Consider the following 15815-nt stretch of genomic DNA (forward strand, 5'->3'; position numbering starts at 1 on the left):
GTATTCCAGAAGACGTTGCGAGGCGGGGAATGGCTGACGATCAGAAGCTCCTTGACTATCTCAAGCGGGTCACTGCCGATTTGGCCCAGACGCGTCAGCGGCTCCAGGAGTACGAGGCCCGGGACCAGGACCCCATCGCGATCGTGGGCATGGCCTGCCGCTACCCCGGCGGGGTGACCTCTCCCGAGGACCTGTGGCGGCTGGTCGAGAGCGAGGTCGACGCCGTGTCCGGCTTCCCCGCCGACCGTGGCTGGGACCTGTCCGCCGAGGAGGCGGACTTCGCCCGGGTCGGCGGATTCATGACGGGAGCGGGGGAGTTCGACCCCGCCTTCTTCGGCATTTCGCCGAAGGAAGCCGTCGCCATGGACCCGCAGCAGCGCCTGATGCTGGAGGTCTCCTGGGAGGCCATGGAACGCGCCGGGATCCCCGCCGACCGGGTCCGCGGCGGCCAGGTGGCCGTGTTCGCCGGCTCCGGCTTCCAGGACTACGGAGACCTGCTCAACGCCGCCCCCGAGGCGGCCGGCCCGTTCATGGGCACCGCGGCCGTCGCCGCCGTCATCGCCGGCCGGGTCTCCTACGCCCTCGGCCTCGAAGGCCCCTCGGTCACTGTCGACACCGCCTGCTCCTCCTCCCTTGTCGCCCTCCACCTCGCCGCGCAGGCCCTGCGCGACCGCGAGTGCTCGCTCGCCCTCGCCGGCGGCGTCATGGTGATGTCGACCCCCGGCCCGTTCACCGGCATGGCCCGCCAGGGCGGCCTGGCCGCCGACGGCCGTATCAAGGCGTACGCGGACGCCGCCGACGGCACCGGCTGGGCCGAGGGTGCGGGCATGATCGTCCTGGAGCGGCTCTCCGACGCGCGAGCCAAGGGACACCCCGTCCTCGCCGTCATCAAGGGCTCCGCCATCAACCAGGACGGCGCCAGCAACGGACTGACCGCCCCCAACGGCCCCTCCCAGCAGCGGGTGATCCGCGAGGCGCTCAGCGCCGCCCGCGTCCCCGCCGCCCAGATCGACGTCGTCGAGGGCCACGGCACGGGCACCGTGCTGGGCGACCCGATCGAGGCGCAGGCGCTGCTCGCCACGTACGGCCAGGGGCGGCCCGAGGACCGGCCGCTGTGGCTCGGCTCCCTCAAGTCGAACATCGGCCACGCCCAGGCCGCGGCCGGCGTCGGCGGCGTCATCAAGATGGTCATGGCCATGCGTCACGCCACCATGCCCCGCACCCTGCACGTGGACCGGCCCACAAGCCACGTCGACTGGTCTGCGGGCCGGGTGGAACTGCTGACGCAGGCCCGCCCGTGGCAGCAGAGCGACCACCCGCGCCGGGCAGCCGTCTCCGCCTTCGGCGTCAGCGGCACCAACGCCCACCTCATCCTGGAGGAGGCCCCCGAGCCGCAGCCGGCCACCGAGGACGGGACCGGCCAGGCCGCGCCCACCGCCGCCGAGGGCCCGGTCGCGGGCTGGGCCCTGCCGTGGCCGGTCTCCGCCCGCAGCGCGGAGGCCCTGCGCGCCCAGGCCACCCGTATCGGCGCCCACACCGCCGAGAACCCTGGACTGAGCGCCCTCGACCTCGGCTACTCCCTCGCAACCGGCCGTGCCGCCCTCGAACACCGTGCCGTGGTGCTGGCCGGGGACCGCGAGGCGGCCCGGGCCGGGCTCGACGCCCTCGCGGCCGGCGAGTTCCACGGCGACGTGCTGCGCGGCCTGGCCACCGGGGGGCTGACAGCGGTCCTGTTCACGGGGCAGGGCGCGCAGCGGCTCGGGATGGGCCGGGAGCTGTACGAGGCGTTCCCGGCGTTCAGGTCGGCGTTCCGCACGGTGATCGAGGCGCTTGGGCTGCCGCTCCCGCAGATCATGTGGGGTGAGGACGCGGCCCGTCTGAACCGCACCGAGTTCACCCAGCCCGCCCTGTTCGCCATCGAGGTCGCCCTCTACCGTTTGGTCGAGTCGTGGGGTGTGAAGCCGGACTTCGTGGCCGGTCACTCGATCGGCGAGATCGCCGCGGCTCATGTCGCAGGAGTGCTGTCGCTCGAGGACGCGGCGAAACTGGTGTCCGCGCGCGGCCGGCTGATGCAGGCCCTGCCCGAGGGCGGGGCGATGGTCGCCGTCCAGGCCACCGAGGACGAGGTCCTGCCGCACCTGTCGTCCATGGTCTCGATCGCCGCGGTCAACGGCCCCCACTCCGTGGTCGTCTCCGGCGACGAGGCGCGGGTTCTGGAGATCAAGGCGCTGTTCGAGGAGCAGGGCCGCAAGACGAGCAGGCTGAAGGTCTCCCATGCCTTCCACTCGCCGTTGATGGACCCGATGCTCGACGGCTTCCGGGCCGTCGCCCGGTCCCTTGAGTACGCCGAGCCGACGATTCCGGTCGTCTCCAACGTCACCGGAGAACTGGCGAGCGGTCTGACCGACCCCGAGTACTGGGTCCGGCACGTCCGTGACGCGGTCCGCTTCGCCGACGGCGTCCGTACCCTCGAAGCCGAAGGCGTCACCCGGTTCGTCGAACTCGGGCCCGACGGCGTACTCACCGCCCTGGCCCAGCAGTCCGTCCGGTCCGAGACCGCCGTCCTCGCCTCAACCCTGCGCAAGGACCGCCCCGAGGCGTCCACCCTCGTCAAGACCATCTCCCAGCTGTACGTCAGCGGCCTGCAGGTGAACTGGGACGCCGTCTACGACGGCATGGGCGCGAGCCGGGTCGACCTGCCCACCTACCCCTTCCAGCGCGCCCACTACTGGATCACGCCCGAGACCGGCGCCGGGGACGTCACCTCCGCCGGCCTGGACGCGGCCGACCACCCGCTGCTCGGTGCCGCCGTCATGCTCGCCGACTCCGAGGGCGCTGTGCTCACCGGACGGCTCTCCACCGCCACCCACCCCTGGCTGGCCGACCACGTCGTCGGCGGCAGCGTCCTGTTCCCCGGCACCGGTTTCGTGGAACTCGCCGTCCGCGCGGGCGACCAGGTCGGCTGCGACGTGCTCGAGGAACTCACCCTCGAAGCCCCGCTGGTCCTCCCCGAGCACGGAGCCGTCCAGGTTCAGGTGGCCGTCGCCGCCGCCGACGGTTCGGGCACCCGCGCCCTGACCGTGCACTCCCGCCCCTCCGCGCACGAGCCGTGGACCCGGCACGCCACCGGTGTGCTGACCTCCGGCTCCGGCGCCGGCACCTTCGACCTGGCCCAGTGGCCGCCGGCCGGCGCCACCCCGATCGACGTCGCCTCCCTCTACCCCGACCTCGCCGCTCTGGGCCTGCGGTACGGCCCGGTGTTCCAGGGCCTCAGGGCCGCCTGGAAGTCCGGCGACTCGGTCTACGCCGAGATCGCCCTGCCCGAGCAGGGCCAGAGGGACGCCGAGCGGCTCGGTCTGCACCCCGCCGTGCTGGACGCGGCCCTGCACGCGGTGAGCTTCACCGGAGTGACGGGCGGACAGGCGGCCCTGCCCTTCGCCTGGTCCGGCGTCACCCTGCACGCCGCCGGCGCCTCCTCCGTCCGCGTCCGGCTCACGCCCACCGGCTCCGGGGTCTCGCTCCAGGTGGCCGACGGCACCGGCCGTCCCGTGGCCACGGTCGAATCCCTGGTGCTGCGGCCCATCACCGAGGAGCAGCTCGCCGCCGCCCGGGCCGTCCACCACGACTCGCTCTTCCGGCTGGAGTGGACCCCCCTGCCGGTCTCGCCCACCGAGCGCCCCCAGGACGCCCTTGTCCTGGACAGCACCCCTGGCACCGACGCGGCCGCCGTGCGCGCCGCGGCCTCTGCCGCCCTCGAGCAGCTCCAGACGGCCTCCGGCACCCTCGTCGTGGTCACCCGCGGCGCGGTCGCGCTGCCCGGTGAGGACGTCACCGACCTGGCCGGCGCCGCGGTATGGGGCCTGGTCCGCTCGGCCCAGTCCGAGGACCCGGGCCGCTTCGTCCTGGTCGACCTGGGCACGGACTCGGCGGCCGACCCGGCCGCGGCCGTGGACCTGGCGCTCGCCTCGGGCGAACCGCAGGTGACCGTGCGCGGGGGAGTGGCCTACGGGGCGCGGCTGGTGCGGGTCGCCGCCGAGCCCACCCAGGACGCGGGCGCCCAGGACGCGGAGTCCCAGGACGGTTCCGGCTCCGCCTTCGGTGCCGGCACGGTCCTGCTGACGGGTGCCTCGGGCACGCTGGGCGGTTTGTTCGCCCGGCATCTCGTCGTCGAGCACGGTGTACGCAGTCTGCTGCTGACCAGCCGCCGGGGCGCGGACGCGCCCGGTGCGGCGGAACTGGTGGCGGAGCTGACCGGGCTCGGCGCCGACGTCTCGTTCGCGGCCTGTGACGTCTCCGACCGGGCCGCGCTCGCCGCGGCGCTCAAGGGCGTCGAGCTGAGCGCGGTCGTCCACGCCGCAGGAGTGCTGGACGACGGCGTCATCTCCTCCCTCACCCCCGAGCGCATCGACACCGTCATGCGCCCCAAGGTGGACGCGGCCCTCAACCTGCACGAACTCACCGCGGACATGGGCCTGTCGGCCTTCGTCCTCTTCTCCTCGGGCTCCGGCACCCTCGGCGCCCCCGGGCAGGGCAACTACGCCGCGGCCAACACCTTCCTCGACGGTCTCGCCGCGCACCGCCGGGCGCAGGGCCTGCCGGGCCAGTCCCTGGCCTGGGGCCTGTGGGCCGGCGGCATGGCCGGGACCCTCGACGAGGCCGACCGCACCCGCATCTCCCAGGGAGGCATCTTCGCCCTCGCCCCCGAGGAGGGGCTCGCGCTCTTCGACGCCGCCCAGGCGAGCGGCGAAGCCACCGTCGTCCCGGCGAAGTTCGACCTGACCGCGCTGCGCGCGCAGGGTGACGCCCTGCCGGTGCTCTTCCGTACCCTCGTTCCCGCCCCGGCGCACCGCCGCCGCTCCGCCGAGGCCGCCGCCGCGGTGGAGACGGGCGCCCTGCAGCGCACCCTGGCCGCCCTCCCGCCCGAGGAGCACCAGGCTGCCCTGCTCGACCTCGTACTGAACCGGGCCGCCGTCGTGCTCGGCTTCGGCGACGCCGGCGCGATCGAACCGGGCCGCGCCTTCCGCGACCTAGGCGTCGACTCGCTGGCCGCCGTCGAGCTGCGCAACGGCCTCAACGAGGACACCGGCCTGCGGCTGCCCGCCACCCTGGTCTTCGACTACCCGACCCCGGCCGAACTCGCCGCGTTCCTGCTGGACGAGGTCACCGGACAGGACACCGACGCACCGCTGGTCCGCACGGGCAGCGCGTCGGACACCGACGACCCCATCGTGATCGTGGGCATGGCCTGCCGCTACCCGGGCGGCGTCGAGACGCCCGAGGACCTGTGGCGGCTCGTCGAGGACGGCGTCGACGCGGTGTCGGAGTTCCCGGCGAACCGCGGCTGGAACGTGGACGAGTTGTACGACCCGAGTTCGCAGCGCCCGAACACCAGCTACGTCAAGCACGGTGGCTTCCTGCACGACGCGGGCGAATTCGACCCGGCGTTCTTCGGCATCTCGCCGAACGAGGCCCTCGGCATGGACCCGCAGCAGCGGCTGCTTCTGGAGACCTCCTGGGAGGCCATCGAGCGGGCGGGCATCGATCCCGCCTCGCTGAAGGGCAGCGCGACCGGTGTCTTCGCCGGAATGATGTACCACGACTACGCCGCCAACAGCGGCACGGGCGCCATCGCCTCCGGCCGCGTCTCCTACGTCTTCGGCCTGGAGGGCCCGGCCGTCACCGTCGACACCGCGTGCTCCTCGTCGCTGGTCGCCCTCCACCTGGCCGTCCAGGCGCTGCGCTCCGGCGAGTGCTCGCTCGCGCTGGCGGGCGGCGTGGCCGTCATGGCCACCCCCGAGGCATTCGTGGAGTTCAGCCGGCAGCGCGGCCTGGCCCCCGACGGCCGCGCCAAGTCCTTCGCCGACTCGACCGACGGCACGGCCTGGGGCGAGGGCGTCGGCATGCTCCTTGTGGAGCGGCTGTCCGATGCCCGCCGCAACGGCCACCCCGTCCTCGCGGTCGTCCGCGGTACCGCCCTGAACCAGGACGGTGCCAGCAACGGCCTGACCGCCCCGAACGGCCCGGCTCAGCGCCGGGTGATCCGCCAGGCCCTGGCCGTCGCCGGTCTGTCGGCGGCGGAGGTCGACGCGGTCGAGGCGCACGGGACGGGTACGACGCTGGGTGACCCGATCGAGGCGCAGGCGCTGCTCGCCACGTACGGCCAGGACCGGCCCGAAGGCCGGCCGCTGTGGCTCGGCTCGCTGAAGTCCAACATGGGCCACACTCAGGCTGCCGCGGGCGCTGGCGCCATCATCAAGATGGTCGAGGCGATCCGTCACGGGGTACTGCCGAAGACGCTCCACGTCGACCAGCCGACCAGCAAGGTCGACTGGACCGAGGGCAACGTCGAACTCATCACCGAGACGCGGCCGTGGCCGGAGACCGGCCGTCCGCGCCGGGCGGGTGTCTCCTCGTTCGGCATCAGCGGTACCAACGCCCACGTCATCATCGAACAGGCTCCTGAGGAGCCGGCCCCGGCCGCACAGCCCGCCGACGGCACGCCTGTGACGGCGGTGCCGTGGCTGGTCTCGGCCAAGACCGAGGAGGCGCTGCGCGGCCAGGCCGAGCGTCTGCGCGACCACCTGATGGCCCACCCCGACACCCACCCGGTCGACATCGGCTACTCCCTGGCGACGGACCGCTCCCTCATGGATCACCGGCTGGCGGTGGTCGGGGCGGACCGGGACGAACTCCTGGGCGCGCTGGACGCGTTCTTGGAGGGCCGGCCGACCTCGGCAGTCGTCGAGGGTTCGACCCGGGCCAAGGGCCGCACGGCGTTCTTGTTCACGGGGCAGGGTGCGCAGCGGTTGGGGATGGGCGGGGAGCTGTATGAGGCGTTCCCGGTGTTCGCTGCCGCGTTCGATGGGGTGACGGAGGCGCTTGGGCTGCCGCTCCGGCAGGTCATGTGGGGTGAGGATGCGGAGCGTTTGAGCCGTACGGAGTTCACCCAGCCCGCTCTGTTCGCCGTCGAGGTCGCGCTGTTCCGTCTGGTCGAGTCGTGGGGTGTTCGGCCGGACTTTGTGGCGGGTCACTCGATCGGTGAGATCGCCGCGGCTCATGTCGCTGGTGTGCTGTCGCTGGAGGATGCGGCGAAGCTGGTCGTGGCGCGTGGCCGGTTGATGCAGGCTCTGCCGGAGGGCGGGGCGATGGTCGCCGTGCAGGCCACGGAGGACGAAGTCCTCCCGCACCTGTCGTCCACGGTGTCGATCGCCGCGGTCAACGGACCCAATGCGGTCGTCGTCTCCGGCGAGGAGACACGCGTACTGGAGATCAAGGCGCTGTTCGAGGAGCAGGGCCGTAAGACGAGCAGGCTGAAGGTCTCCCATGCCTTCCACTCGCCGTTGATGGACCCGATGCTCGACGACTTCCGGGCCGTCGCCGGCTCTCTGGAGTACACCGAGCCGCAGATCCCCGTTGTCTCCACCCTCACCGGAGAACTGGCGAGCAGCCTCACCGACCCCGAGTACTGGGTCCGCCACGTCCGCGAAGCGGTCCGCTTCGCCGACGCCGTCCGTACCCTCGCCGAGTCCGGCGTCACCACCTTCGTCGAACTCGGTCCCGACGCGGTCCTCACCGCGATGGGCCAGGCCACCGCCGAAGACGCCGCCTTCATCCCCGTCCTGCGCCGCGACCGCGCCGAGACCACCGAGGCCGTCACCGCCCTCGCCAAGGCTGCCGTGCGCGGCACCGCCGTCGACTGGCCGGCGTTCTACGCCGACCGCGGCGGTCGCCGCGTCGCGCTGCCGACGTACGCCTTCCAGCGCCGGCACTTCTGGCTCGACGCGCTGGAGTACTGGGCCGACGCCTGGGCCGGCGCCGACACCGGCGGTGTGACCTCCGCCGGTCTCGACCGGGCCGAACACCCTCTCCTGGGTGCCGTCGTCGCCTCGCCCGAGGCCGACGGGGTGGTCCTCACCGGCCGCCTGTCGGTGGCCGCCCAGCCCTGGCTGGCCGACCACGCCGTGGGCGGTCTGGTCCTCTTCCCGGGCACCGGCCTGGTCGGACTGGCGATCGCCGCCGGTGACCACCTGGGCTGCGGGACGCTGGAGGAGCTGACGCTCCAGGCGCCGCTGGTCCTGCCCGAGCGAGGCGGGGTCGCCGTCCAGGTCGTCGTCGGCGCGGCCACCGGAGACGGTTCACGAACGGTCAATCTGTACGCACGTGGTGAGGACGGCGACCGGCCGTGGACCCGGCACGCCACCGGTGTGCTCTCTCCCGCCGCCCCCGCCGCTGGCTTCGACCTGGCCGCATGGCCGCCCGCCGGCGCCGAGGCCGTCGATCTGACCGGCCTGTACGACACCCTGGCCGCGGCAGGTCTGGAGTACGGTCCGGTGTTCCAGGGCCTGACCGCCGCGTGGCGCTCGGGCGGGGAGGTCTACGCGGAGGTGTCCCTCCCCGAGGACACCGAGGTGGACGGCTACGGTCTGCACCCGGCCCTGCTGGACGCCTGCCTGCACGCCACCGGCCTCCTCGACGGCGGCGCCGAGTCGGCCCGGCTGCCGTTCGCCTGGACCGGAGTCTCCCTGCACGCCACCGGTGCCTCGCGGGTCCGCGTTCGGCTCGCGCCCACGGGGGCGGACGGCGTGGCGCTGTCGGTTGCCGACGGCGAGGGCCGCCCGGTGGCCTCGGTCGGCTCGCTGGTGCTGCGTACGGTCTCCACCGAGCAGCTGGCGGCCGCGGGCTCCGCCTCCCACGACTCGCTGTTCCAGCTGGAGTGGACCCGGCTGCCGCAGGTGACGGCCGAGCTGTCGCACGAGGCCGTGACCGTGCTCCACAGCGAGCCCGGCACGGACGCGGAAGCCGTACACACCGCTCTGCACACCGCACTCGCCGCCCTGCAGGCCGGCCCGCAGAAGCTCGTCGTGGTCACCCGCGGCGCGGTCGCGCTGCCCGGCGAGGACGTCACCGACCTGGCCGGTGCGGCGGTCTGGGGTCTGGTCCGCTCCGCCGAGTCCGAGGACCCGGGCCGCTTCGTCCTGGTCGACACCGAAACGCCCGATGACCTCGCCCTGGCGCTGGCATCGGGGGAGTCGCAGGTCGTCGTCCGCGACGGCGCGGTTCACGGGGCACGGCTGGTGCGGGTTCCCGCCGAGCCCGCCCAGGACGCGGCGGCCCGAGACGGCTCCGGCTTGGGTGCCGGCACGGTCCTGCTGACGGGTGCTTCGGGCACGCTGGGTGGTCTGTTCGCCCGGCATCTCGTCGTCGAGCACGGTGTACGCAGTCTGCTGCTGACCAGCCGCCGGGGCGCGGACGCGCCCGGTGCGAAGGAGCTGGTGGCGGAGCTGACCGGGCTCGGCGCCGACGTCTCGTTCGCGGCCTGTGACGTCTCCGACCGGGCCGCGCTCGCCGCGCTCCTGGAGGGTGTGAAGCTCACGGGCGTGGTGCACGTGGCCGGTGTCCTGGACGACGGTGTCATCGCCTCCCTCACCCCCGAGCGCATCGACAACGTGCTCCGCCCGAAGGCGGACGCGGCCCTCAATCTGCACGAACTCACCGCGGACATGGACCTGTCGGCCTTCGTGCTCTTCTCCTCGGCCGCGGGCACCCTCGGCGCCCCCGGGCAGGGCAACTACGCCGCGGCCAACGCCTTCCTCGACGGTCTGGCGGCCCACCGCCGCGCCCAGGGACTGCCGGGCCAGTCCCTGGCCTGGGGCCTGTGGGCCGGTGGCATGGCAGGCGAACTCGGCGAGGCCGAGATCGAACGCATGAACCGTACGGGCATCCACGCACTGACCCCCGGGGAGGGTCTGGCGCTCTTCGACACGGCGAACACCCTCGCCGCCCCCGCCCTCGTCCCGATCCGGCTCGACGTCAAGGCGCTCGGCGCGGGCGGCGGCGAGGTCCCGGAGCTCTTCCGGTCCCTGGTACGCCGTCCCGCCCGCCGTACGGCCGCCGTCGGTCAGGCCGCGGGACCGGGCTCGCCCCTCGCGCAGCGGCTGGCCGGCCTGTCACCGCAGGCCCGGCTGGAGGAACTGCTCGACCTGGTCCGGGCCACGGCGGCAACGACCCTGGGCCACGCGGGCGCGGAGGCCATCGACCCCGAAGAAGCCTTCGGCGAACTCGGCTTCGACTCACTCAGCGCCGTCGAGTTCCGCAACGCCCTGAACGCGGCCACCGGTCTGCGACTGCCCGCCACCCTGGTCTTCGACTACCCGTCCCCGGCGGTCCTGGCCCAGTACCTGGCCGAGGAGGCGGCCGGCACCGGCGAGCGCGAAGCGCTCCCCGCCGTGGCCGCCACCGTCGTGGCCGGCGATCCCATCGCGATCGTGGGCATGGCCTGCCGCTACCCGGGCGGCGTCGAGACGCCCGAGGACCTGTGGCGGCTCGTCGCGGACGGCGTCGACGCGGTCTCGGAATTTCCCGTGAACCGCGGCTGGAACATCGACGAGTTGTACGACCCCTCTTCGGAGCGCCCGAACACCAGTTACGTCAAACACGGCGGCTTCCTGCACCAGGCGGGCGACTTCGATCCGGCGTTCTTCGGCATCTCCCCGAACGAGGCCCTGGCAATGGACCCGCAGCAGCGGCTCCTCCTGGAGACCTCGTGGGAGGCCCTGGAGCGGGCCGGTATCGATCCGGTGACGCTGAAGGGCAGTGCGACCGGTGTCTTCGCCGGAATGATGTACCACGACTACCAGGACAACACGAACACCGGTTCCGTGGCCTCGGGCCGGGTGTCCTACACCCTGGGCCTGGAAGGGCCCTCGGTGACGGTCGACACCGCCTGCTCCTCCTCGCTCGTGGCTCTCCACCTGGCCATCCAGGCGTTGCGCTCCGGCGAGTGCGGCTTGGCGCTGGCGGGCGGTGTGGCCGTCATGGCCACCCCCGAGGCATTCGTGGAGTTCAGCCGGCAGCGCGGTCTGGCCCCCGACGGCCGCTGCAAGTCCTTCGCGGATTCGACGGACGGCACGGGCTGGGGTGAGGGCGTCGGCATACTCGTCGTGGAGCGGCTGTCCGACGCTGTCAGGAACGGCCACCCCGTTCTGGCGGTCGTCCGCGGTACGGCCGTCAACCAGGACGGTGCCAGCAACGGCCTGACCGCCCCGAACGGCCCGGCCCAGCAGCGGGTGATCCGGCAGGCCCTCGCCAACGCCCAGCTGACCGCCGACCAGGTGGACGCGGTGGAGGCGCACGGTACGGGTACGGTGCTGGGCGACCCGATCGAGGCGCAGGCTCTGCTCGCCACGTACGGCCAGGACCGGCCGGAGGACCAGCCGCTGTGGCTGGGGTCGATCAAGTCGAACATGGGCCACACCCAGGCCGCCGCCGGCGTCTCCGGAATCATCAAGATGGTCGAGGCCATGCGCCACGGCCTCATGCCGAAGACGCTCCACGTCGACCAGCCGACCAGCAAGGTCGACTGGACTGAGGGCAACATCGAGCTGCTTACCGAGACCCGGCCGTGGCCGGAGACCAGCCGTCCGCGCCGGGCGGGGGTCTCCTCGTTCGGCATCAGCGGCACCAACGCCCACGTCATCATCGAGCAGGCACCAGAGCTTTCGTCGGCGTCTGCCGCGGGCACCGTTCCGGTTGTGGTGCCGTGGCTGGTCTCCGGCAAGACCGAGGAGGCCCTGCGCGCCCAGGCCGCCCGCCTGCGCGCCCATGCGCAGGCCAACGCCGACCTGCGTCCCGAGGACGTCGGTCTGACTCTCGCCACCGTGCGAACCCAGCTCGATCACCGGCTGGCGGTGGTCGGGGCGGACCGGGACGAACTCCTGGGCGCGCTGGACGCGTTCTTGGAGGGCCGGCCGACCTCGGCAGTCGTCGAGGGTTCGACCCGGGCCAAGGGCCGCACGGCGTTCTTGTTCACGGGGCAGGGTGCGCAGCGGTTGGGGATGGGCCGGGAGCTGTATGAGGCGTTCCCGGTGTTCGCTGCCGCGTTCGATGCGGTGACGGAGGCGCTTGGGCTGCCGTTGCGTGAGGTGGTGTGGGGTGAGGATGCGGAGCGTTTGAGCCGCACGGAGTTCACCCAGCCCGCTCTGTTCGCCGTCGAGGTCGCGCTGTTCCGTCTGGTCGAGTCGTGGGGTGTTCGGCCGGACTTTGTGGCGGGTCACTCGATCGGTGAGATCGCCGCGGCTCATGTCGCTGGTGTGCTGTCGCTGGAGGATGCGGCGAAGCTGGTCGTGGCGCGTGGCCGGTTGATGCAGGCCCTGCCGGAGGGCGGGGCGATGGTCGCCGTGCAGGCCACGGAGGACGAAGTCCTCCCGCACCTGTCGTCCACGGTTTCGATCGCCGCGGTCAACGGACCCAATGCGGTCGTCGTCTCCGGCGAGGAGACACGCGTACTGGAGATCAAGGCGCTGTTCGAGGAGCAGGGCCGTAAGACGAGCAGGCTGAAGGTCTCCCATGCCTTCCACTCGCCGTTGATGGACCCGATGCTCGACGACTTCCGGGCCGTCGCCGGCTCTCTGGAGTACACCGAGCCGAAGATCCCCGTGGTCTCCACCCTCACCGGTGCCTCTGCCGGGACCGGTGACCTGACCACTGCCGAGTACTGGGTGCGGCATGTTCGCGAAGCGGTCCGCTTCTCCGACGCCGTGGCCGTACTGGAGGACAAGGGCGTCACCACCTTCGTCGAACTCGGCCCCGACGCGGTGCTCACCGCGATGGGCCAGGCCACCGCCGAAGACGCCGCCTTCATCCCCGTCCTGCGCCGCGACCGCGCCGAAGCACCCACCCTGCTGACCGCGGTCGCCCGACTTCACACCCACGGCACGACCGTGGACTGGGCCGCGTACTACTCCGGCACCGACGCCCGCCGGGTGGACCTGCCCACCTACGCCTTCCAGCGAAGCACGTACTGGCTGCAGAGCATCCCCGAGACGGGCTCCGCGCTCTCCTCGCTGGGCATCGGCTCCTCGGGCCACGCCCTCCTCGGCGCCTCGGTGTCCCTTGCCGACACCGACGGGGTGGTGCTCACCGGCCGCCTGTCGGTGGCCGCCCAGCCCTGGCTGGCCGACCACGCGCTCGGCGGGACCGTCCTCTTCCCGGGTACCGGCCTCGTCGAGCTCGTCATCCGAGCCGGCGACGAGGTCGGCAGCCCGACCCTGGAAGAACTCACCCTGGAGGCTCCCCTGCTCCTGCCCGGCCAGGACTGGATCCAGGTCCAGGTGTCCGTCGGCTCCGCGGACGACACCGGCATGCGGCCCGTGAGCGTCTACTCGCGGCCCGAGGGGTCCGACGACCCCTGGACTCGGCACGCGACCGGCCTACTCGCCCCCGCGGGCACCCGGCCGGCCTTCGAAGCGGCCGCATGGCCGCCGCAGGGCGCTACCCCTGTCGTCCTGGACGGCCTGTACGAGGGCCTGGCGGACGCGGGCCTGGAGTACGGTCCGGTGTTCCAGGGCCTGACCGCCGCGTGGCGCTCGGGCGGGGAGGTCTACGCGGAGGTGTCCCTCCCCGAGGACACCGAGGTGGACGGCTACGGTCTGCACCCGGCCCTGCTGGACGCCTGCCTGCACGCCATCGGACTGCTCGACGGGGGCGACCAGACGGCGGCCCGGCTGCCGTTCGCCTGGACCGGGGTCTCCCTGCACGCCTCCGGGGCCAGCCGGGTCCGCGTTCGGCTCGCGCCCACGGGGGCGGACGGCGTGGCGCTGTCGGTCGCCGACGGCGAGGGCCGCCCGGTGGCCTCGGTCGGCTCGCTGGTGCTGCGTACGGTCTCCACCGAGCAGCTCACTCCGGGCGGATCCGCCTTCCACGACTCGCTGTTCCAGCTGGAGTGGACGAAGCTGACGCCGGCGCTCGCCGTCCCGCCGGTCCTGGACGACGCCCAGGTGCTGCGCGTCGAGCCCGGTTCGGACGCGGCGGCCGTCCGTTCGGCCGTGCTGACCGCGCTGACCGCACTGCAGTCCTCCGCCGAGCGGCTGGTGGTCGTCACCAGCGGTGCCGTCGCGCTGCCCGGCGAGGACGTGACCGACCTGGCGGGTGCCGCCGTCTGGGGCCTGGCCCGCTCCGCGCAGTCGGAGTCGCCGAGCCGGGTGGTCCTCGTCGACACCAGCACCCCCGACGACCTCGCCCCGGCGCTGGCCGCGGGGGAGCCGCAGGTGGTCGTACGCGAAGGCACGGTCTACGGCGCCAGGCTCGCCCGTACGGCGGTCCCGGACGCCGACCTCGCCCGGGACGCGGAGTCCCAGGACGGTTCCGGCTCCGCCTTCGGTGCCGGCACGGTCCTGCTGACGGGTGCCTCGGGCACGCTGGGCGGTTTGTTCGCCCGGCATCTCGTCGTCGAGCACGGTGTACGCAGTCTGCTGCTGACCAGCCGCCGGGGCGCGGACGCGCCCGGTGCGGCGGAACTGGTGGCGGAGCTGACCGGGCTCGGCGCCGACGTCTCGTTCGCGGCCTGTGACGTCTCCGACCGGGCCGCGCTCGCCGCGCTCCTGGAGGGTGTGAAGCTCACGGGCGTGGTGCACGTGGCCGGTGTCCTGGACGACGGTGTCATCTCCTCCCTCACCCCCGAGCGCATCGACAACGTGCTGCGCCCGAAGGTGGACGCGGCGCTGAACCTGCACGAACTCACCGCGGACATGGATCTGTCGGCCTTCGTGCTCTTCTCCTCGGCGGCCGGCGTGTTCGGCAACGCGGGCCAGGGCAACTACGCCGCGGCCAACGCCTTCCTCGACGCCCTGGCGGCCCACCGCCGGGCGCAGGGCCTGCCGGGCCAGTCCCTGGCCTGGGGTCTGTGGACCGACGAGGCGGGCATGGCGGGTGAACTCGGCGAGGCCGACCTGGAGCGCATGCACCGCACGGGCGTGCGGCCCATCACGGCTGAGCACGGCCTGGCCCTCTTCGACGCGGCGGGAACCCTGGACGTCCCCGCCCTCGTGCCCATCGCTCTGGACCTCAAGTCCCTGCGGTCCGGTGGCGAGGAACTCCCGGAGCTGTTCCGCGGCCTGATCCGCGTCCCGGTCCGCCGGGGCGCGGGTACGGGCGGCGGCGCGGCGGCGGCCTCCGCGCTCAAGCAACAGCTCGCCGTAGTGTCGGTCCAGGAGCAGGAGACCCTGCTGCTGGACATCGTCCGCGGACATGCGGCGGCGGTTCTCGGCCACGCGGGCGCGGACACGATCGACCCCGACCGGGCCTTCAGCGAGCTGGGCTTCGACTCCCTCACCGCAGTGGAGTTCCGTAACGTGCTCAACGCGGCGAGCGGTCTGCGGCTCCCGCCCACCCTGGCGTTCGACTACCCCAACGCCCGGGCGCTGGCCGAGCACATGCGGGCCGAACTGGTCCCGGAGGCGGCCATTGGAGGCTCCGGTGACGAGGAGATCCGCCGGATCATCGGGGCCATCCCGATCAGCCGGCTGAAGGACGCCGGTCTGCTGGACAGCCTCCTCGAACTGGGCGGGTTCGTCGGCGCCGTGACCGAGGCGGCGGAGTCCGCCGCGACCGCCGCGACCGCTGAGGACTCCATCGACGACATGGACGCCGAGATGCTGATCAGCATGGCCCTCGGAGGAAGCCTCGACGACTGACCCCGCCGGCCGCGATCTCCTGATCCCGGCATCCCCCTGATCCCTCGCCCCCCTGGTCGCCCTTCCCCCGTCGACTGTGGGGGCGAGGTCGTTCCCGCGAACGACCCCGCCGTGTGGCCGACCTGGATCTGTCCGGGCCTTGCGGGGATGCTGGCGTAGGCGGTGATGGTCTACCTGCTGACCCCACCGAACTCAGCCTCGGGCGGGGATGCTCATGGGTGCAGGGTGCAGGGTGCAGGGTGCGGTGGCGGGCAAGGTCACAGCAGCGCCGCGATGCCTTCCCGGTTCTCGGGCAGCCCGGCCGCGCGAGCGCAGCACGGTGCAGCAGCGTGGCCGCCTGCGGCA

The 15815-nt window shown here is 73.1% G+C and carries 1 protein-coding gene; it reads left to right on the plus strand.

What is annotated here, in order from left to right; translation table 11 throughout:
* Positions 1-29 precede the first annotated feature (29 nt).
* Positions 30-15470: a type I polyketide synthase gene (locus NRK68_RS35140; protein WP_257858241.1), complete on the plus strand. Its 15441-nt coding sequence runs from the start codon at positions 30-32 to the stop codon at positions 15468-15470.
* Positions 15471-15815 lie beyond the last annotated feature (345 nt).

Origin of the sequence: Streptomyces yangpuensis (assembly GCF_024666385.1) — a bacterium.
GTDB lineage: Bacteria > Actinomycetota > Actinomycetes > Streptomycetales > Streptomycetaceae > Streptomyces > Streptomyces yangpuensis.